This window comes from Mycobacterium ahvazicum (genome assembly GCF_900176255.2).
GTDB classification, from domain to species: Bacteria; Actinomycetota; Actinomycetes; order Mycobacteriales; family Mycobacteriaceae; genus Mycobacterium; species Mycobacterium ahvazicum.
Genome location: NZ_FXEG02000006.1, coordinates 156058 through 176015 on the forward strand (window position 1 = coordinate 156058; position 19958 = coordinate 176015).

15 protein-coding genes and 3 pseudogenes are annotated in these 19958 nt (G+C 62.8%); 14 read left to right on the forward strand and 4 right to left on the reverse strand.

The window, feature by feature from the left end; all coding sequences use genetic code 11:
- Positions 1 to 1202 precede the first annotated feature (1202 nt).
- The 11 genes and pseudogenes from MAAFP003_RS27835 (at position 1203) to MAAFP003_RS27885 (ending at position 13120) form a co-directional block, all read left to right on the forward strand.
- A complete protein-coding gene (locus tag MAAFP003_RS27835; protein WP_051641700.1) occupies positions 1203 to 2003 on the forward strand; it encodes an MlaE family ABC transporter permease in 801 nt (266 codons plus the stop codon).
- The gene (locus MAAFP003_RS27840) at positions 2000 to 2854 is read left to right on the forward strand and encodes an ABC transporter permease (RefSeq protein WP_036473646.1); all 855 of its coding nucleotides are present in this window, start codon (positions 2000 to 2002) and stop codon (positions 2852 to 2854) included. Before MAAFP003_RS27835 ends, MAAFP003_RS27840 begins: the two co-directional genes overlap by 4 nt.
- A 5-nt stretch (positions 2855 to 2859) precedes the next feature.
- Positions 2860 to 4317: an MCE family protein gene (locus MAAFP003_RS27845; protein ID WP_036473648.1), complete on the forward strand. Its 1458-nt coding sequence runs from the start codon at positions 2860 to 2862 to the stop codon at positions 4315 to 4317.
- 52 nt (positions 4318 to 4369) lie between these two features.
- Positions 4370 to 5398, forward strand: a complete 1029-nt coding sequence (locus MAAFP003_RS27850; protein WP_036473651.1) for an MCE family protein — start codon at positions 4370 to 4372, stop codon at positions 5396 to 5398.
- The gene (locus MAAFP003_RS27855) at positions 5395 to 6681 is read left to right on the forward strand and encodes an MCE family protein (RefSeq protein WP_051641726.1); all 1287 of its coding nucleotides are present in this window, start codon (positions 5395 to 5397) and stop codon (positions 6679 to 6681) included. The genes MAAFP003_RS27850 and MAAFP003_RS27855 overlap by 4 nt, the downstream gene beginning before the upstream one ends.
- Positions 6678 to 8001: pseudogene (locus MAAFP003_RS27860) on the forward strand (virulence factor Mce family protein). Before MAAFP003_RS27855 ends, MAAFP003_RS27860 begins: the two are co-directional and overlap by 4 nt.
- Before the next feature lie 14 nt (positions 8002 to 8015).
- A complete protein-coding gene (locus tag MAAFP003_RS27865) occupies positions 8016 to 9158 on the forward strand; it encodes a virulence factor Mce family protein (RefSeq protein WP_036473653.1) in 1143 nt (380 codons plus the stop codon).
- 1 nt (position 9159) lies between these two features.
- Positions 9160 to 10632: an MCE family protein gene (locus MAAFP003_RS27870; protein ID WP_036474118.1), complete on the forward strand. Its 1473-nt coding sequence runs from the start codon at positions 9160 to 9162 to the stop codon at positions 10630 to 10632.
- Positions 10596 to 11336 (forward strand): tetratricopeptide repeat protein, encoded by a 741-nt coding sequence (locus tag MAAFP003_RS27875; protein WP_036474120.1) that lies wholly within the window; start codon positions 10596 to 10598, stop codon positions 11334 to 11336. The genes MAAFP003_RS27870 and MAAFP003_RS27875 overlap by 37 nt, the downstream gene beginning before the upstream one ends.
- A 62-nt stretch (positions 11337 to 11398) precedes the next feature.
- Positions 11399 to 12106, forward strand: a complete 708-nt coding sequence (locus MAAFP003_RS27880) for a hypothetical protein (protein ID WP_036473655.1) — start codon at positions 11399 to 11401, stop codon at positions 12104 to 12106.
- 162 nt (positions 12107 to 12268) lie between these two features.
- Positions 12269 to 13120: an acyl-CoA thioesterase gene (locus MAAFP003_RS27885; RefSeq protein ID WP_036473658.1), complete on the forward strand. Its 852-nt coding sequence runs from the start codon at positions 12269 to 12271 to the stop codon at positions 13118 to 13120.
- Between the two features lie 32 nt (positions 13121 to 13152).
- On the opposite strand, the pseudogene MAAFP003_RS27890 reads toward MAAFP003_RS27885, so the two are convergent.
- From MAAFP003_RS27890 to MAAFP003_RS27900, 3 genes and pseudogenes are all read right to left on the reverse strand, one after another.
- A pseudogene (locus MAAFP003_RS27890) lies at positions 13153 to 14042 on the reverse strand (CoA transferase).
- A 37-nt stretch (positions 14043 to 14079) separates the two neighbouring features.
- Positions 14080 to 14862, reverse strand: coding sequence for a FadR/GntR family transcriptional regulator (locus tag MAAFP003_RS27895; RefSeq protein WP_023862278.1), 783 nt, complete (start codon positions 14860 to 14862; stop codon positions 14080 to 14082).
- A 75-nt stretch (positions 14863 to 14937) separates the two neighbouring features.
- Positions 14938 to 15933, reverse strand: coding sequence for an LLM class flavin-dependent oxidoreductase (locus MAAFP003_RS27900; RefSeq protein WP_036473664.1), 996 nt, complete (start codon positions 15931 to 15933; stop codon positions 14938 to 14940).
- 179 nt (positions 15934 to 16112) lie between these two features.
- On the opposite strand from MAAFP003_RS27900, the gene MAAFP003_RS27905 reads away from it, so the two are divergent.
- On the forward strand, positions 16113 to 17126 hold the full coding sequence (locus MAAFP003_RS27905; protein WP_036473666.1) for a Rieske 2Fe-2S domain-containing protein: 1014 nt from the start codon (positions 16113 to 16115) through the stop codon (positions 17124 to 17126).
- Complete coding sequence (locus tag MAAFP003_RS27910) at positions 17116 to 17727, forward strand: TetR/AcrR family transcriptional regulator (protein WP_036473667.1); 612 nt, start codon at positions 17116 to 17118, stop codon at positions 17725 to 17727. Before MAAFP003_RS27905 ends, MAAFP003_RS27910 begins: the two co-directional genes overlap by 11 nt.
- Here the strand turns inward: MAAFP003_RS27910 and MAAFP003_RS27915 are convergent.
- On the reverse strand, positions 17711 to 18328 hold the full coding sequence (locus MAAFP003_RS27915; RefSeq protein ID WP_036473669.1) for an isochorismatase family protein: 618 nt from the start codon (positions 18326 to 18328) through the stop codon (positions 17711 to 17713). The two genes, MAAFP003_RS27910 and MAAFP003_RS27915, sit on opposite strands and share 17 nt — an antisense overlap.
- 108 nt (positions 18329 to 18436) lie before the next feature.
- Here MAAFP003_RS27915 and fadD4 point away from each other — a divergent pair.
- Positions 18437 to 19958 (forward strand): annotated as a pseudogene (gene fadD4 / locus MAAFP003_RS27920) (fatty-acid--CoA ligase FadD4).

Here is a 19958-nt window from a genome sequence, read left to right on the forward strand (position 1 = left end):
GAGCGAGGCTATACCCGGTCAGTTAACCGGGTAGCAACTGTAGGCACCGCACCTGACTCACCGCGGCTCAGCAGTGCAGAGTCCGCTCGAGATTCTCCAGCAATGGCCTCTAAAATGCGTTAACGATACAAACCGATATATAGATAACTATTTAGCTTTACCCATCACTTCGGTCTGCCGCTTTTGTGCGCTGGCTCACCGTCCTCCGCGCGACAGAGTATTCCTCAGGCCTGAGGCCGCTTAGTCGTAATCAGCGATTAATTCTCACGGCTGCGGGGGGCGGTGTCGATCGATGGTGGTATGCCCCGCATGACCAGGTTTGGCGCACTAGGAGGAGTAAAGCTCGCGCTGTCGCTAGAAAGTCGTAGCCCACCGTTGTGCGTAAGCGCAGGTCAGGGCCCTGCCGATGGATCGGCGCACCCCGCGGGCGTCTCAGCGATAACGACGCTGGAGACGGGCCGGTGTGCACTCAATCCGGCTCAGCGGCGGGCTGTCACGGTGGAGATGCAAGGGATGCATCGCCGCTTCTCTGGCCTGATTTACGTCACGACCGCTATATTATTTCAACTATTTCGAGCTACGCGATAAGACCAGCGAGCGACGCATCTAGGCTCATTGCAAGAGCCCGTACTTAGCGTCCCGCTCATAAACCTGTGAGGGTGTTAATCACAAATATATTCGGGGATATCATAGTTCCACCTATGAAGCAGAATTTGTAATTAATACCGTAATTAGCCAGCCAATAGCAAACTTTCTGACGTCGGACTGGTCGCGATGCGCGTGCGCCTGGCACATCGGCCGCCCGGCCGGTTGGACGCGTACGATCAGCCATCTCGCACGATCACTACGGCATCTAGTAGGTACTATGCCGCTTGGCGAGGTGTGGCAACCCAGCCGGCGGCGGCGCTGCGAGCGCGGGTATTGCGACATCTCGGCAAAAATTGTCGGAAGTTGCAGCAAACCGCCACCGATGCACGGACGCCGCTAAGCGGGTTTGTCCGAAATGAATGTTTGTCGATGTTGCTTTGCCTTAATGTAATGGTGTAGCGTCCCGCTGTGCTCTGGGCCACACCGCTCGAAAGGCAAGCAGCACGTCATACCGCTGCGGGGAGGATTCATCGTCTAATGTCGGCTCTGACTGGTTACAAACGAGTGTGCTAGTGGTGGCGGCGGACACAGAACCTATTACTGCCTCTGTCGGCGTGCCGGCGCCAGCTGAGGCGTCCCCGGGCGCTCCTGCCTGGAAGGCCTCTGCTGGCAAGCCGTTGCGCGAGATCGGCAGCTTCTTCGCGTTGTCGCTCGAGATCTTGGCGCAGGTGGTCCGTCCACCCTTCGCCTGGCGTGAGTTCATCCATCAGGCGTGGTTCGTGGCCCGGGTGTCGAGCGCCCCCGCCGTCTTCTTGGCGATCCCGTTCAACACCCTCGCCGTGTTCATCATCAACGTCCTGCTCGTCGAAATCGGCGCTGCCGACGCCTCGGGAACTGGCTCTGCGCTGGCCGCCGTGGTCTACCTCGGTCCGATAACGGCGGTGTTGGTAGTCGCCGGTACCGGCGCTACCGCAATGTGTGCCGACCTAGGCGCTCGCACCATCCGCGAAGAAGTCGACGCCATGCGCGTGATGGGGATCAACCCGGTGCAACGGCTTCTGGTGCCCAGGGTGCTGGCGTTGGGGCTCAACGGGTTGGTATTGAACGCCATCATCACCATCGTGGGCTTGGTAACCGAATATTTGTTCTCGGTCTACTTTCAGCACATCAACCCGGGCTCTTACATGGCGAGTCTTACCCTGCTCGTTGGCCTGACCGACGTGGTCATCGCCTTCGCCAAGGCGCTGCTGTTCGGCCTAGTTGCCGGTTTCATTGCTTGCTACAAGGGCGTTAGCGTGGGCGGCGGTCCGCAAGGCGTCGGCAACGCGGTGAACGAAACCGTGGTGTACACCTTTATGGCGTTGTTCGTGATCAATGTGGTGCTGACCGCTGTTACAACGAAGGCGACGACGTGACCGCCATCCCAGCGGCACATCGGCTGCCGCGGCTGGCGAAGGGCGTGCGCGGTTTTGCTGACGGATGGAACCGGCTCGGAAGCCAGACCGCGTTCTACGTCAAAGCCCTCGGCTTGGTCTGGGAGGCTATGGCCCGCTACAAGGTGGAGACGCTGCGCCTGATCGCCAACATGAGTTTGGGCGTGGGCGCTCTGGCCATCATCGGCGGCACCGTGGTAATCGTCACCACCTTGACGATGTCAACTGGGGGACTCGTCGGCATCCAGCTATACCGATCGTTATCCGATGTCGGGGTGCAGGCATTGAGCGGTTTCGCGTCCGCCTACATCAACACCCGTATCAGCTCGCCGCTGATCGCCGATATCGGCTTGGCTGCCACAATTGGCGCCGGTGCCACCGCACAGCTGGGCGCCATGCGGATCAACGAGGAGATCGACGCGCTCGAGGTGATGGGCATCCGCACGATCGCCTACCTGGCCTCGACTCGGGTGTTGGCGGGCGTAGTTGTCGTCGTTCCGCTGTGGTGTATGGCGGCGCTGTCGGGATTTCTGGCCACGCGCATGCTAGTGATCTTAATCTACGGACAGCCTCCGGGCGTATATGACCACTATTTCCACACTTATCTGCAACCAACAGACCTCATTTGGTCGTTGATGCAAGTGATCGCCTCTGCGGTAACGATCATGCTGGTGCACACCTATTACGGTTTCAACGCCTCGGGCGGGCCGGCGGGCGTCGGTGAGGCGGTCGGTCGTGCTGTGCGCACGTCACTGATCGTGGCGGTGGCGGTGACGTTGGCGGTGGCGCTGGCCGCCTACGGTGTTTCCGGCAACTTCCACCTGTCCGGGTAGCGGCGATGAAGAGCAAACGGCGCGAGGCGGGCCTGCACCCGGCGATCTGGACATTTGTCCTCTTGGCGTCGATCGCCGCGCTGATCGCGCTGACGGTCGGCGCCTTCAACAGGGACTTCAGGCCCTACGCTCGGGTGACGCTGGCGTCTGACCGGGCGGGACTGGTGATGGAGCCCGGCGCCAAAGTGAAGATGCGTGGGGTCCAGGTCGGCCGGGTCGCGTCAATCCAGCCGGGCGATCCAGTGAAGTTGCAATTGGAGCTCTACCCGGAGCAACTCAAATACATTCCGGCCAACGTCACCGCCGAAATCACCGCCCCCACGGCGTTCGGCGCCAAGGACGTCGAACTGCTAGCGCCGGCCCAGCCGAGCGCGCGACGGCTGGCGGCCGGGGCAGTGGTGAAATCCGGAAATGTGAGTGTCGAGGTAAACACTGTGTTCCAGAACCTCGTTGCTGTGCTGAACCAGGTGGACGTCCCGAAATTGAACGCGGTGCTCACCGCGTTCGCCGACGGATTTCGCGGTAAGGGTGAAGCGATCGGCGAGGCCACCACCGATCTCAACCAGGTCCTGATGGCGATCAATCCGCGCAGTGAGACGATCCGTGCCGACTACCGCGCCCTCAAAGGCTTCAGTGACACTTACGGCGCGGCAGCAAGCAACATCGTGACGGTGCTGGGTGCCGTCAGCACCACCAGCACCACCATCACCGACAACGCAAAACAACTCGACTCATTGCTGCTCGACGTCAGCGGGCTCTCCCGCGCCGGGACCAATCTGATCGGGCCCAACAAAGACAACTTCGTGCATGGCATCAATCTGCTGGAGTCCACCACGCGCCTACTGATGAAGTACAACCCGGAGCTGACCTGCACGCTGGTCGGCGGGAAAAACGCCCTCGATTTCGGCGCACTGAATTCTTCCGGCGGCAGCAATGGATACTCGGAGATCCTGGATGTCGCGCTGCTGCTGGGCAAGGACGCATACCGCTATCCGGACAATCTGCCGGTCACCGACATCAAGGGCGGCCCCGGCGGCGAGCCGGGATGCGGCTCGCTGCCCGATGTTGCCAAGAACTGGCCGCAGCGCTACCTCGTCACGGATTCTGGGTGGGGCACCGGAGTAGATGTGCGACCCAACCCCGGTATCGGCTTCCCGGGTTACGTCGACTACTTCCCCGTCACCAGGGGAACCCCACAACCGCCCAGCATCCGCCATCCGGCGGGTCCGGCGCCTGGTCCCATCCCGTACCCGGGAGCACCCCCCTACGGTGCGCAGCTATACGCCCCGGACGGAACACCGCTGTATCCCGGTCTGCCGCCGGCGCCGCCGCCGGGCAGGCCGCGAGAACCCGGCCCTCCGCCGGCGGGTTCCGAACCGTTCGTGCCGCCAGTGCCGGCCGGCGTGCAAGCAACTTGCGGAGTACTCAATCAGCAATGCGTACCGCCGCCGCCAGCCCCCTGAGCCTTGACGGCCGAAGGCGAGAGGCAAGAGAAGCCATTAGAGGAAGGCAGATATGCGAGAGAATTTGGTAGGCGTCACGTGGCGCCTCGCCATCTACTTGGTCGTGTGCCTGGTCGGCGCGTTTGCGCTGGTCGCCGTCTTCGGCCAATTGCGCTTTCAGTCGGAACAGAGCTATCGGGCCGTTTTCGCGAACGTGTCCGGGCTAGAAGGTGGGAATTTCGTCCGCGTCGCCGGCGTCGAGGTCGGCAAGGTCAAAAACATCACCATCCAGCCCGATTCGACCGTGGTCGTGGAGTTCTCCGCCGCTAACTCGGTAATCCTCACCGAGGGCGCCAGGGCCGCCATCCGCTTCGCGGACCTCATCGGGGGCAGATACGTGGCACTTGAGGAGGGCGCCGGGGGAGTAAACAGACTTCATCCGGGAGGAACCATTCCACTGAGCCGCACCGAGCCGGCGCTGGACCTCGACGCGCTGATCGGTGGTTTCCGGCCGCTGTTCCGCGCGCTCGACCCTGACCAAGTGAACAAGCTGACCGGCCAACTGATCGCGGCCTTTCAGGGTCAGGGCGGCACGATTGGTTCATTTCTCACCCAGGCTGCGGCCCTCACAAACACGCTGGCCGACCGGGATCAACTGATCGGTCAAGTCGTCACCAACTTGAACTCCCTGCTCGGTTCGCTCAGCGGGCAGAGCAAGCAGTTCGCCAAGGCGGTCGACTCACTATCTGAACTGGTCGCAGGCCTCGAGGCCCGCAAGCAGGACATCAGCAACGGGGTGGCATACGCCAACGCGGCTGCAGGGTCGATCGCCGATCTGTTGTCGCAGGCCCGCCCGCCGCTGAAAAAGGTTGTGGCTGAGACGAATCGGACCGCCGAAACCGTGCTCGCCGATCGCGATTTCTTCGACAACTATCTCAACGCCTGGCCCGATGCATTCAAAATCCTCAATCGACAGGGCCTAACTGGTGACTGGTTCAGCTTCTATCTGTGCGATGTCGTGCTGAAGGTCAACGGCAAAGGGGGCCAACCGGTGTATATCAAGGTCGTCGGCCAGTCCACCGGGAGGTGCACGCCGCGATGAAATCCTTTTCCGAACGTAACCCGCTCCGCATTGGCGCCATCGGACTCGGCATCACCTTTGCTCTCATGCTGATATCGCTGAACTACGACAAGCTGCCGTTCTTCAACACAGGCAAGACCTACTCGGCGTATTTCGCCGAGGCCGGCGGCCTGGCGCCCGGCAACGCTGTTCAGGTGTCGGGTTTCCGGGTAGGTCAAGTCTCGAGCGTCGAGCTGGACGGACCGCGGGTGCTGGTTAAGTTCCATGTCGCCGGCGACGTGCGGCTCGGTGATCGCACCGAGGCAGCAATTAAATTGAAGACCTTACTCGGCAGCAAGGTCCTCGAGGTCACTCCACGCGGAGACGGAAAACTGACCGGTCCCATACCGCTCGACCGGACCAGGCCGGCCTATCAATTGCCTGACGCGCTGGGCGATCTCACGACAACCATCAGCGGGTTGAATACCGACCAACTATCCAACTCGCTGGCCGTGCTGTCCGACACCTTCGCCGATACCCCACCCGACCTGAAGGCGGCGGTGCAGGGGCTGGCGAGGTTCTCCCAGACACTGGACCAACGCGACGCCCAGCTGCGAAACCTGTTGAGTAACGCCAACAAAGCGACGAAGGTGCTCGCCGAACGCAGCGACGAAGTCGTCAACCTGGTCGCCAACACCAACGCCCTTTTGGCGCAACTGAAAAGCCAGAGCAGCGCACTGGACCAGATCTCCAGCAATCTCTCCGCGGTGGCCCGCCAGGTAAAGGGTTTCATCGCCGAGAACCGCGACACCCTCAAGCCGGCGCTGGACAGGCTCAACCAGGTATTAGGAATCGTCGACAACCGCAAAGAACGCGTGCAGAAGGCGCTCACGGGGCTGAACAGCTTTTCGTTGAGGCTTGGCGAAACGGTGTCGGCCGCCCCGTTCTACAAGGCTTACGTCGCTAACCTGTTGCCCGGGCAGTTCGTCCAACCGTTCATCGACGCGGCCTTCTCCGACCTGGGCCTGGATCCGAACGTGCTGCTGCCCACGCAGCGCGCCGACCCGGAGGTCGGCCAGCCGGGAACACCGCCGCTGCCGGTACCCTTCCCGCGGACCGGCCAGGGCGGGGAACCGCGCATGACCATCCCGGACGCCATCACGGGTAACCCCAGTGACCATCCGTGTGGTCTGCCCGGTGCGGCATTGCCCGGTCCCGGCTGCTACCCGTACCGGGAGCCACCACCGGCACCACCACCCGGCGGCCCGCCGCCAGGACCGCCCGCGCCTCCGAATCCGCAGCCGGTTCAGGGCGGTGGACAGTGAATTCACGCAACGCCAAGATCGGCTTGGCCTTCGCGCTGGTCCTGTTGCTGATCGGCGGCATCGTGACGGCGGTAAGGTCGGTCAGCGGTATTGGCCGCACCACTGTCACCGGCTACTTCGCGGATAGCACCGGGCTCTACAACGGGGATGACGTCGTTATTCTCGGCGTCCGCGTCGGCAAGATCGAGAAGATCGAACCACAGCCCAGCCGTGTCAAGATCACCTTCTGGTACCACGGCAAATACAAGGTGCCCGCCGACGCCAAGGCCGTGATCTTGTCACCGTCCCTGGTGACACCTCGATCCATCCAGTTGACACCCGCCTATACGGGTGGTCCGGTGATGGCCACCGGCGCGGTAATCCCGCAGGTTCGCACCGCTGTTCCGGTGGAATACGACGACTTGCGCCAGCAACTCGAGAAGCTGACGCAGACGCTGCAGCCCGCCGAACCGGGCGGCACCAGCACTTTGGGGGCATTTATCAACACCGCCGCCGACAACTTGCGTGGCCAAGGCCCAGATATCCGTGACACCCTCATCAAGCTGTCACAGGCGATATCGGCGATCGGCGACCACAGCAACGACCTGTTCTCCACCGTGAAGAACTTGTCGATCCTGGTCTCCGCGCTGCATGACAGCAGCGACCTGCTGCGTCACCTGAACCAGAATCTGGCCGCGGTGACCAACCTGTTCACCAACGACCCAAATGAGGTCGGAAATGCGGTTCGCGATCTCAACGAGGTGGCCGATGACGTCCGAAACTTTGTGGCCGATAACCGGGAGACCCTGGGTGACACCTCCGACAAGCTGGCGTCGGTGTCACAGGCGCTCAACGCGAGCCTCGACGACGTCAAACAAGTTCTGCATGTCGCGCCGACAGCCTTTCAAAACTTCCTTAACATCTATCAGCCCGCCCAGGGCGCGTTGACCGGTTCGCTGGCGGTGAACCAATTCGCCAACCCGATCCAATTCCTCTGCAGTGCGGTAGAGGCGGCCTCGCGGCGCGGTGGCAAAGAGTCAGCGAAACTCTGTGTGCAGTCCCTGGCGCCGATCATCAAGACCCGTCAATACAACTTCCCGCCGCTGGCCGAGAACCTTTTCGTCGGAACCACCGCGCGCCCCAACGAAATAACTTATAGCGAGGACTGGCTGCGGCCCGATTATGTTCCCCCGCGGGGCGGTGCCGCCGGCAAACACCCCACCGGGGTCCCCACCCTCGCCACCATCGCCGGCGGCACCGCCGGCGCCCGCCCAACCAGTAGCCACCAACCCGGCCGATGGCCTGCGCGGGATGATGGTGCCGTCCGGAGGTGGACAGTGATCCGATCAGGGCGCTTGTCGCGAGCAGCCGTAGGGCTGGCGGCGGCACTAGTGGTGGCGGCACTCTCCGGCTGCGGGTTCCGCGGGGCGAACTCGTTTCCGTTGCCGGGAACTCAGGGCGGTGGGCCGGGTTCGTACACCGTCCAAGCGCAGATGCCCGACGTGCAGAATCTGGAACGGAATTCCCGAGTCCGGGTCAACGATGTCACCGTCGGCAAGGTGACGAACATCGAGCTTCAGAACTGGCATGCACTGGTCACCATGACGATCAACGGTGATGTCAACCTGCCCGCCAACGCGACCGCCACGGTCGGGCAGACCAGCCTGCTGGGTTCGGTGCACGTCGAATTGGCGCCACCCGCTGGGGTCCCGCCTCAAGGCAAGCTCAAAAACGGGTCAATGATTCCGATGTCGTCAGCGGGCACCTATCCATCAACCGAAAGGACATTGGCCGCGGTTTCGTTGGTGCTCAACGGCGGCGGCCTAGGGCAGATCCAGGACATCACCAAGTCTTTAAGCACTGCTTTCACCGGCCGCGAGGCGGACCTGAGGAGCCTGCTCGGGCAACTCGATAAGTTCGTCGGGTACCTCAACGACCAAAAAGACGACATCATCGCCGCAACGGAAAGCTTGAACAACCTAACTGGTCAATTCGCCGACCAGAAGCCGGTGATCGACAAAGCGTTGAAGACCATACCGGGCGCATTGACCGTGCTGAAAGACGAGCGGACCGCCCTCGCCGATGCGCTCGGTGACGTCAGCAGATTCGGCGCACTTGCCGCTGACTCAGTCAACAAGACCAAGGAAAACCTGGTCAAGGAGCTGAGGGATCTCGGCCCGGTGCTGCAGTCACTGGCCGATGCCGGGCCGGCGCTGACCCGTGCGCTGGACTTCTACGGGACCTTCCCGTTCCCCACGAGCACACTCAGCAAATGGATGCGCGGCGACTATGCCAACCTGACAGCCGTCATCGACCTGACGCTGAGCCGGCTGGACGCGTCCTTTTTCACCGGTACCCGGTTCGAGTGCAATCTGACCGAGCTGGAACTGCAGTGGGGCCGCACCATCGGCCAGATGCCCAGCCCCTGTACTGGTGGCGGCCCATACAATCCCGGGAACCCACTGGTTGTTCCCTACCACTTCGACCAGGGGCGCTGACATCGTGCTCACTAGGCGAATCAAAATCCAGCTGATCGTTTTCGCGGTGGTCAGCCTGACCGCGGGCACCATCATGTTTTTCAACTACATGCAGATCCCGACGACGTTCTTTGGGGTCGACCGCTACACCGTGACGGTGCAGCTGCCCGAGGCTGGCGGCCTATATCCGGGCGGCAACGTCACCTACCGAGGCGTCGAAGTGGGCCGGGTGCGCGACGTGCGCCTAACCAGTAGCGGCGCCGAGGCGGAGCTCCAGTTGGACTCGGATGTCCACATCCCAGCCGACCTCAGCGCCCAGGTGCACAGCGTGTCCGCAGTCGGCGAGCAATATGTCGAACTGCTGCCACGCACCGGGAACGGCCCGTCGCTGAAAAACGGCGACGTGATCCCTGTGGACCGCACGTATGTTCCGCCGAACCTCAACTCGCTGCTGCAGGCGACCAATCGCGGGCTGAGCGTGATCCCGCGCGACAACCTCAAAACGGTGGTCGACGAATCCTATGCGGCGGTGGGCGGGCTCGGCCCCGAGCTTTCCCGGCTGGTGAATGGCACCTCGAAGCTCGCGATCGACAGCCGCAAGAACCTCGACGCACTCGTGACCTTGATTGACGGGTCAAAGCCACTGCTGGACAGCCAAATTCAGTCATCGGACGCCGTGCACGCCTGGGCCGCCCACCTGGCGACCATCACGTCGCAGCTTCGAGACAACGACTCCGCGGTCAGGGGCGTGCTTCACAAGGGCGGCCCAGCGGCCGCCGAGGCCCGGCAGCTGTTCGACCGGTTGAACCCCACGTTGCCGATCGTGCTGGCCAATCTGGTGAGTATCGGGCAGGTGGGGGTCACCTATCGGGACGACCTGGAAGCTGTCCTGGTGGAGCTGCCGCAGGGGGCGGCCGACGTCCAAGCGACCGGGGTTCCCAATAGGAACACCAAACAGCCTTACCTGGGTGGCTACCTCAGCTTCAATCTGAATCTCAACTGGCCGCCGCCGTGCACCACCGGGTTCCTGCCGCCCCAGCAGCAGCGGGCCGCCAGCTACGAGGACTACCCGGATCCGCCCAAAGGCGACCTATATTGCCGGGTACCGCAGGACTCGCTGCTCGACGTGCGCGGTGCGCGCAATCTGCCGTGCGAGACGCGTCCAGGCAAGCGCGCCCCGACCGTGAAGCTGTGCGAAAGCGACGAGACGTACGTTCCCCTGAACGACGGCTTCATTTGGAAGGGCGATCCCAACGCGACGTACACCGGTCAAGCTGTCCCCCAGCTTCGGCCGGGAGACGAGCCGCCCGGGCAGGCCCCGCCACCGTCGCCGCCCGGTCCGGCGCCACCGCCGATCGCGGCCGTCCAATACGACCCAGCCACCGGCATGTACGTTGGGCCAGACGGGCACATGTACAGCCAGACTGATCTGGCCCATGGGGCTACCAAGGAGAAAACATGGCAGAGCATGCTGATACCTCCCAAGAGGAACTGAGCGAAACGGGCCAGGCAGGGACAACCCCCGCATCCGTCCACACCGACGAGGGTTCATCGGATGTGCCTGACCGGGCCACCTCGAACGAGACGAGCGCCGAGTCGGCGCCTCCCTCGGTGGAGGCGGCGGAGGGTCTGACCGACGAGGCCGACGACTACGACGCCGCGGTTGATGACGGAGTCGCCGACGCCCCGGAAGACGCTGCACCGGAAAAGGAGCGGGCGTCGCCGTTAAGGCTGGCCGCCATATGGGGGTTGGTCACAGTTGCTTCTTTGGGGGGTTTGGCCGGTTGGTTCGGGTTTCGGCTGTATCAGTCGCACCAGGCCCAAGAACAACGTGCGCTATTGGTTCAGGTTGCAAGACAAGGGGCGCTGAACCTGACCACAATCGATTGGCAGCACGCCGACGGCGACATAAAGCGCATCCTGGACTCGGCGACAGGCACTTTCTACGACGATTTTTCCAATCGATCGAAACCCTTCATCGAGGTCGTCAAGAAAGCGCAATCGAAGTCGGTAGGAACAATCACCGAGTCGGGTTTGGAGTCGCAATCGGGCAGCGAAGCGCAAGTGCTGGTTGCCGTGTCCGTTAGAACATCGAACCTCGGTGCCGCCGATCAGGATCCGCGGCATTGGCGAATGCGAATCACCGTGCAAAAAGTTGGAAGCGATGCGAAAGTCTCCAACGTCTCATTCGTGCCATGAGGAATTTGCAGGTCGGCAAGCATCGAGTGCTAAGCCTACGAGCCAGAAGGGGAACCACCGCTGTGCCGGTCGAAATTGATTCCGCCACCGAGCAAGACGAAGCGATTGCCGCCGGCGAGACCACCGACCAGGCCGCAAGCGTAACAAGCGAACCTCAGGGGCTCGATGAGACCCACGACTCGGGCGAAACAGAAGACCTTCCTCAGTCAGGGGAAGCGTCGGTCAAGGATGAGGATACTGAAGCCGAAGACGCGAAAGACGTTGAGCTCCCAGTACGTAAGCGCAGAGTTAAATGGTCCCGAGTATTGGTATTCGGGGTGCTGCCCGTGTTGGCATTGCTGATCGCAGCGGCGGCCGGCTTCTTAAAGTGGCAGGATGCATGGGTCCGTAACTCTGGGGCCGCTGGCATCGAGTCCGTTGCAGCGGCAAAGGAATCCACCGTTGCGCTACTGTCCTACCAGCCCGACAGCGTCGAAAAGGACCTGGGGGCCGCCCGCGACCGGCTGACCGGAAAGTTCAAAGACTCCTACACACAATTGGTCCAGGACGTGGTGATACCGGGTGCCAAGAAAGACCACATCTCGGCGATTGCCACCGTTCCCGCCGCCGCCTCAGTGTCGGCGACACCAAACCACGCGGTCGCTCTGGTGTATGTAGACCAGACTGTGGCCGTCGGCAACGACGCGCCCACGGACACCTCATCGACCGTCCGGGTGACGATGGACAAGATCGGAAACCGGTGGCTGATTTCGTCATTCGACCCAGTTTGAGGCCGGTATGGGCCCAGGCAGATGTCTCCTGCGGGTCTGACTGGGTCATCCACCGTGACATGGTCGACGGATGACACTGCATAACAGTGGGTTTGAGCTGCGGCGGATCGATAAGTGCGGTGCCTCCGGAGCGGCGGGCGGCGGCGTGCTTAGCATGCCTACATGATCTCGACGCTCGAAGACGTGCTTCGTCTGCTGGACCTGCAACAGATCGATGACACAGCGTTCGTGGGCACTCAACCCGACACTCCCAACCACCACATCATCGGAAGCCAGGTCGCCGCACAGGCGTTGATGGCGGCCAGCCGGACGACACTCGGGCGACCGGCGCACAGTATGCACATGTACTTTCTGCGGCGAGGTGACGCAAGGCAGCCGATCCAGTTTGATGTGACCCCGCTACGTGACGGCGGCACCATCTCCTCACGTCGAGTGACCGCGAGCCAGTCGGGAGTCGTCCTCTTCGAGGCGCTCGCCTCGTTCACAATCATGGCCGACGACGTCGACTGGCAACAACGAATGCCGGACGTGGCGGGGCCGGACGCGGTCCATGGACTCGACGATCTATTGACGCCCTACGCCGAGGAATTCGGTGACTGGTGGCCGCAGCAAAGTCCCTTCACCATGCGGTACCTCGACGCACCTCCGCGGGTCGCCCTTGACCTCACCCACCCGCCGCCGCCGCGGCTTCGGATCTGGCTTCGTGCGAACGGCGAGGTCACCGACGATCCGTTGGTCAACAGTTGCGTGGCGGCCTATCTCAGCGCGCTCACACTGCTCGAGTGCGTGATGACGACGATGCGCACCACACCGATGGGGCCTCGACTCTCGGCGCTAGTCGACCACACCATCTGGTTTCACCGTGCTGCCGACTTTACTGACTGGCTGCTCTTCGACCAGTTCTCGCCGAGCATTGTGGGCCGCCGCGGTTTGGCGACCGGGACCCTGTACAACCGGTCGGGTGAGTTGGTGTGCAGCGCAACCCAGGAGGGTTACTTCGCTGAGCAGCGATAGTGACCGAATCAACGGCGTTGACAGCGCTGCGATTACGTGATCGCGCCGGCAATCTTGAGTTCAATAAGGCGGTCGTCGTCAATGCCCAGTTCGCGCAGTACTGCGTCGGTGTGCTCCGCGAATTGCGGCGCTCTGGTCAGGCTGGCTGGATCGTCGTCGAACTGCACCGGGCTGGCGACCAGCTTCTGCGAATGACCTTCGGCATCGACGATTTCGGCGATGCGACCGTTGGCGGTCAGTGCTTCGTCATTGGCGATTTCCCAGGCGTCCTGCACCGGGGGCCCACTGCCCTCTGCCCCTGCGTAGCAAGGCTTGGCATTCAGCGAAACTCAAGTTGCCGATCGGCGTCCGCAACGATTTGTTGAGCGGTTTCGCTGTGTTCGGTCATCGCCTCGAGCGTTGTGAACCGGGGATCTTCAGCGACATCGTGCAGATCCATCAGCCGGCAGAACTCCGGCCAGTACCGCGTCGGCTGCAACATTCACAAGGCCCCGGCATCCCGGTCGGGCCTTTTCAGTCCGAAGCCGCTGCCGACGAGATAGATGATGGCGGGGTTGATTCGGCGGACGTCGTCGACGTCGATCGACAGCTTCTTCCGCGTCGACGGCAGGTAGTTCGTCAGGAATACGTCGCTTCGCCGAATCAGTTCGTCGAGCAGGGGACGCGCCTCCGAATTGTCGAGGGCCAGCCCAACACTGCGCTTTCCGCGGTTGGGCGCCTCCATGATCGGTGCGAACGACGATCCGGGTACGGTTGCCGCGGCGCCCAACACTTTGACCAAGCCGCGCTGCGCGTCGCCGGTGACAGGATGCTCGATCTTCACCCCATCGGCGCCCTAGTCGGTGAGCACCGCGCCTGCCGAGGGAACAAAGGTGAACTGGGCGACCTCCAGCACGCGAACTCCGGTGAGCGGTTTACGCATCAGATGTCCTTCAAGTGAGGGTGGGCACGGGGCCCACTCAATGCATGATGTCTCGGACCTTCGTCTTCTCGTAGCCCTTGAGCAGCTCAGCGCTGGCGTTCTCCATGTGTCGCCGCCAATGCGCCTCGGCCTCGGCGCCGTCCCGGGCGGCCACCAAGTCGGCGAGTCGGGTGTAGGACCGCATCAGCTTGGTGTACTGAGCCTTGGGCACGACGTTCTCAACGCTGAGAAATGCGGCGGTCATATGCCTTTCGAAGATTTCGTGCAGCATGCCGACGATCACGGTCAGTGTCGCGTTGCCCGACAATTCGACCAGGCGGCGGTGCAATGCGGTGGACGCCGCGCCCAGCTTGCCCGTCTCCCACGCAGCGGGAACCTTCTCGATGAGTTCGCGTAACTCGCGGTGGGCCGCAGCGGTGCCGTCCTCTGCGAGCAGCCGGGCCGCATACGGTTCAATGCCCATCCGTGCCGTCATCACGTCGGCGAGCGTCGTTCCCGCCATCTCGAGCAGGAAGCCCGCCGGCCGCGCGACGATTTCGGGGCCCGGGACGCGAACCCGGGCGCCGGTGCGTGAGCCGCGCCGCACCTCCACGAGGCGGTCGGACTCCAAGACTCGCACCGCTTCTCGCAGTGACGGCCGGCTGACCTGAAAGTGATCCATGAGTTCGGCCTCGTAGGGGAGGAAGTCGCCGTCTTTGAGCTGTCCCTCGACGATCATCCGCCGCAACGTGTCCGCCACGATCTCGGCCGTCTTCGGCGACCGCACCGCGCCGTTATGTTGTGACGTGGTCATCGGCGCGAGCGGTTCCCGCTTGGCCATCGCGACCTCCTGAACTCGACATGTAGTACTCAGTACACCATGCAAGGCGCGCATCCGGTGCATTCGTGGCCGGCGTCAATGCAGTTGCGAAAGAACGCGCGTCGCGGCCGCACCATAGCCGGCACGTCGTTGGCGTCCGACCAGAAAGCTTGGCGGTGATGCGAATGCTAAGTCGGGCAGTCGTTTGCGAGTCGCCAGCATTTCGCGTGCCTGCGTGTCGTCGCCGCAGATCGCGATCGACCACAGCATATCGTCGGGGACGTGGTCGGCCATCGTCTCCGGATGGCCGCTGCGGAAGGCCGATCGGATCCGGGCGACCTCGTCCGTCCAGCCGTGCAGTTCGACGAGTGAGTCGTAGGTCTTCACGGTGACGTAGAAGGCGATCTGCAGCCGCGCGTCCCGGATGGCCCGGGCCGGGTCGTCGTTGTCGATCGCGGTGATCAGCCAGCCCCAGCGGCGTAGCTCGGCCGCGTCACGCCCACTTGATTCGGCGCCGCGGGCCAGTTCGGGCTCGACGAGTTCGGTCCACCAGCGATCGGTGAACAGGCCGTGCCCCAGCACACCGTCGGCGCTGCGACCTACTGTCTGCAACATGATCTTGTTGAAGGCGCCGATCAAAATGGGCACGTCCAACCGGCCGAGCACGGGTGCCCGGATGTCGGCGTCGATCGTGTAGAACCGGCCCTCGTATCGAACGCGTTCGCCGTTCTCGGCGTTCAGGAACGCCCTGATCGCCTCGATCAATTCGGCCATCCTAGGTGCGGGGTGGGTGGCGTCGACACCGAACCAGTCTTTGTTCATTCGCGAGGTGCCCGATCCAAGTCCCAAGAAGATCCTGCCCGGCGCGAGTGTCCAGAGCTGCCGCACGGCCGCGGCATGCACGAAGGGGGACCGGGCGAATGCATATGCGATTCCCGGGCCAATGTAGGCCTGCGAAGTGCCGAGGGCCATCTCGGTCGCTGTGATGTACGCGTTGAGGTCGGCGAACTCACCGGCACAAAACGCCTGCGCGCCGGCGGTCTCCGCTTGTGTTGCCAGCGCAGGCCCCGGCCAAGGCAGACCCCAGTCCATGCATCCTCACATCCATCCACAGCACATCATTAACCTAGTAAGACTAGTAATTGTACGTCCTGATTGGTCGCCGCGGGAAAATTCGCCGACCGGCACGCTCGTTTAGACAAAAGTGTCAAAAATGAGTAGCCTCGAAATAAATCTGTTCAGGTGTCCCGCGTGGAAAGGGCGTTCGGACAATGCAAACCCTGCCGAGCATGCTGCCCACCGGTTGGTTCCAGGTGGCCTGGAGCGCCGACATCGCCGTCGCCGAGGTCGTCCCACTGCACTACTTCGGCCGAGACCTGGTCGCCTTCCGGCAGCTGGACGGGGTGGTGAAGGTGCTTGACGCGCACTGCCAACATCTTGGCGCGAGCCTGGCCCACGGGGGGTGCGTCGTCGAAGAAGGCATCCAGTGCCCGTTTCACGGCTGGGTGTGGAACGGCGCCGGACGCAATGTCCACATCCCGTACCAGGATCGGCCGAATAAGGCCCGACGAGTACGTTCCTACCCGGTCGCGGAGCTCAACGACTCGATCTTGATCTGGCATGACAGCGCAGGCCGGGAGCCGCTATGGGTTGCGCCGGACGCTTTCGCGGTGCTCGGAGACCATGTCCGCTCGCGGCGGTTCCACCCCTTTGGCGCCGATTGCCGGACGCGGCATGAGCGGGTAAAGGTGCATCCCCAGGTGATCGCCGAGAACGCCGTCGATCCCCACCACTTCCAATTCGTCCATCGCACCCCGATCAGTCCCGTGGTACTGCGTGAAAGCACCGATAGCTCGACCTGGTCGGCCAAGGTCGGCTTTGGCCGGAGGTGGAGCGACGGCCTGGACCGCACCGGCGACACGATGAACACGATCGAAATCTATTGGTCAGGAATCGGGCTCAGCTACAACGGCGAACACGTCCGCGACGGAATCCGAGTCATCTCCATCTGCGCGACACCGGTGGACGACACCAGATCCGACATCTTCGCCGGCTACTGGATCAGCGAGGAACCGTCAGAAGGCCCGGATGATTTTGAGGCGCGTCTGGCCGCAGCGAAACTCGCCCTGCCCGACGACATCCGGATCTGGGAGCACCAGAAGTACCTCGAACCGCCGGGTCTGGCGACCTCGGAGGCCGCAGGCTTTCGCGCGCTGCGTCGGTGGGCGAGCGGGTTTTATCCCGAACCGGAGGCCGCCGCCGAGCCGGTCGCGCATGGTGTCTGAGGGCTCGCCCCCGCGGGTAACACGCAAGTCCGACCGCACCCGAGAGTCAATCCTGGACGCTGCGCGGACCGCGTTTGCGCGCAAGGGTTTTTCGGGCGTCACCATCAAGGACATCACTGACCTCGCGCCGGTCACCCGGGCGAACTTCTACTACTACTTCTCCGACAAGACCGAGCTTTTCATCGAGCTCGGCACCGACACCTACCGCGAAGCGCTGGCGGTTGTCGAGGCTTTCATGGAGCAGGAAAGCCCGCCCAGCCGAAAGGACGTCGAGGCCTGGGTTGCCGGCTACTTCGACTACCTCGACCGCAACGGTGCGTTCGTCATCCGCTCCACCGAGGACATGCCTCCCGATCGCAAATTCCGCGCCGCGGTCGCCCGCTCGCACCGCCGAACCGCCGCCGCGCTCGGTGAGGGCATCGCAAAGATGGCGCCGACACCGCCCGACCTTGACCCCGTGGCTACCGGGCTGGTGATTATGGCGATGCTCGAACGGTCATGGCTGATGGTTCGCCACAACGAGGTCCCGTCGACGACGCGCCAAGCGGTGCTCATGGCGGCCACCGAGATGCTGTGGCGAACGGTCAACGGTCAGACCTGACCGATGTCCATTCGTCGATGAGCTTATCGATTGTGGTCAGCCGACCGAGCACGGCAATAGTGTTGTCCAGCACCTGTTCTGCATAGTCCTTGGGGGTGCCGCCGACGGCGTCGCGCGGGACGACGAGTTCGAAACCCGCCTGCGTAACATGCCCGGCAGTGTGGGTGATCGCCAGGTTCAGCGAAACGCCGGCAAGGACGATGGTGCCCACGCCGAAGCCTTTGAGCACGGGCAGTAGTTCGGAATCGAGCGTTGGGAAAAGGCCGTGGTGGCGCGGTAACACCAGATCGGTGGGTGCCAGTAGCTCGGGAAGCACTGTAGTGGAGGCGGTTCCGGGTGCCCAGTGAGCGGTTGCGGGGCCCAGGGCCCGCCAGATGCGCGCTGTTCCGGTCGGCCGGCCGCCGAGGTTGCCCTCATAGGTCGCGTGCACAACCCGCGCGCCGAACTGGCGGGCGGAATCGAGAAGTCGGCGCACACTGGAGACGAGTTCAGAGCTGTCGGCGGCCAAAGCGGGCAAGACGGACTCGGGGCCCAGCACACCGTTCTGGCATTCCACACAGACAACGGCCGTGGTCTCGGGGTCCCATGGTGTCGGAGCCATCCCTGCACCCTAGTGCATTTTTTGACACCTATGACGAAAAATTCGGTAGATCCCTTACAAAGTATCGAGTTTCGCCTTCTTTACCACGGAAGACTCTAAGGTGAAATCGTGGAGATCCGCGATCACATCTCATCCGGTAAACCTGCCCTGGTACTCGCTCGGACCGGCACGGTGATCGACTTTGCCGAGCTGGAGAAGCGTGCCAATCGTCTGGCTCACTTCTGGTATGCAGCCGGACTTCGCGAGGGCGACACGGTTGCGGCATTACTCGAGAACAATGAACACGTCCATGCCGTGATGTGGGCGGCGCGCCGAAGCGGTCTGTACTACACGTTGATCAACACTCACCTGACGGCCGCCGAGGCCGCCTACATCGTCGACAACAGTTCAGCAAAGGCGCTGATCGGGTCACGCGCGACTCGCGACGTCTGCGAAGGCCTTGCCGAGCATTCCCCCAGGGGGTTACCTGAGCTGCTGCTGATCGCCGACGACGATCTGGACGGATGGTACCGCTACCCGGAATGTGTTGCCGACCAACCCGAGACGCCGATCCCCTACGAAAGCGAAGGCGATCTGCTGCAGTACTCGTCGGGAACCACTGGCAGACCCAAGGGGATCCGCCGTGAGCTTCCGCATCTACCACCAAGCGAAGCACCCAACATCCTGATGCCGTTGATGAATGCCGTCCGAATCACCAGCGAGTCGGTGTATCTGAGCCCGGCGCCGCTTTATCACACCGCGCCGTCGTTCTGGTCGATGGTGGTGCCGGGAGGGCACCACCATCGTGATGGAGAAGTTCGACCCGGAACATGCGCTCGAGTGCATCCAGCGCTACGGCATCACTCATGGCCAATTCGTCCCGGCGATGTTCGTGCGGATGCTCAAACTGCCTGAAGCGGTGCGCATGTCCTACGACGTTTCCAACCTGCTGCGGGTGGTGCCTGCGGCCGCGCCATGCCCGGTGGACATCAAGAAACAGATGATCGCGTGGTGGGGGCCGATCATCGACGAGTACTACGCCGCTTCGGAGGCGGTGGGAGCCTCGTTCATCCGCGCCGAGGACTGGCTGACCCACCCCGGCTCGGTCGGCCGACCCTTAGTTGGGGTCCCACACATCCTCGACGAGAGCGGCCATGAGCTACCGCCTGGTGTGCCCGGCGAGATCTATTACGAGGGAGGGCATTCGTTCCAGTACCTCAAAGACGATGCGAAGACGGCGGCGGCCCACGACGCGCACGGCTGGGTGACCGTCGGTGACATCGGCTATCTCGACGTGGACGGCTACCTCTATCTCACTGATCGCCGTCATCACATGATCATTTCGGGTGGGGTGAACATCTACCCGCAAGAAGCCGAAGACCTGCTGATCACCCATCCCAAGGTGCTCGACGCGGCAGTCTTCGGTATTCCGGATGACGAGATGGGTCAGGCTGTCAAAGGCGTGGTGCAGACGGTAGATCCGGCTGATGCCAACGACGGCTTCGCGGCAGAGTTATTGGAGTGGCTGCGAAACCGGTTGGCGCATTACAAGTGTCCGCGGTCTCTCTCGTTCGAGGCGCAGCTGCCCCGGACCGATGCCGGTAAGTTGTACAAGCAGCAGCTCGTCGGCAAGTATTCGGCGAAGGGATAG

Excerpts from the sequence above, each read along its gene's own strand:
- MAAFP003_RS27845 (WP_036473648.1), top strand. The coding sequence starts at position 2,860 with ATGAAGAGCAAACGGCGCGAGGCGGGCCTGCACCCGGCGATCTGGACA.
- MAAFP003_RS27850 (WP_036473651.1), top strand. The coding sequence starts at position 4,370 with ATGCGAGAGAATTTGGTAGGCGTCACGTGGCGCCTCGCCATCTACTTG.
- MAAFP003_RS27855 (WP_051641726.1), top strand. The coding sequence starts at position 5,395 with ATGAAATCCTTTTCCGAACGTAACCCGCTCCGCATTGGCGCCATCGGA.
- MAAFP003_RS27875 (WP_036474120.1), top strand. The coding sequence starts at position 10,596 with ATGGCAGAGCATGCTGATACCTCCCAAGAGGAACTGAGCGAAACGGGC.
- MAAFP003_RS27885 (WP_036473658.1), top strand. The coding sequence starts at position 12,269 with ATGATCTCGACGCTCGAAGACGTGCTTCGTCTGCTGGACCTGCAACAG.
- MAAFP003_RS27895 (WP_023862278.1), bottom strand. The coding sequence starts at position 14,862 with ATGGCCAAGCGGGAACCGCTCGCGCCGATGACCACGTCACAACATAAC.
- MAAFP003_RS27900 (WP_036473664.1), bottom strand. The coding sequence starts at position 15,933 with ATGGACTGGGGTCTGCCTTGGCCGGGGCCTGCGCTGGCAACACAAGCG.
- MAAFP003_RS27905 (WP_036473666.1), top strand. The coding sequence starts at position 16,113 with ATGCAAACCCTGCCGAGCATGCTGCCCACCGGTTGGTTCCAGGTGGCC.
- MAAFP003_RS27910 (WP_036473667.1), top strand. The coding sequence starts at position 17,116 with ATGGTGTCTGAGGGCTCGCCCCCGCGGGTAACACGCAAGTCCGACCGC.
- MAAFP003_RS27915 (WP_036473669.1), bottom strand. The coding sequence starts at position 18,328 with ATGGCTCCGACACCATGGGACCCCGAGACCACGGCCGTTGTCTGTGTG.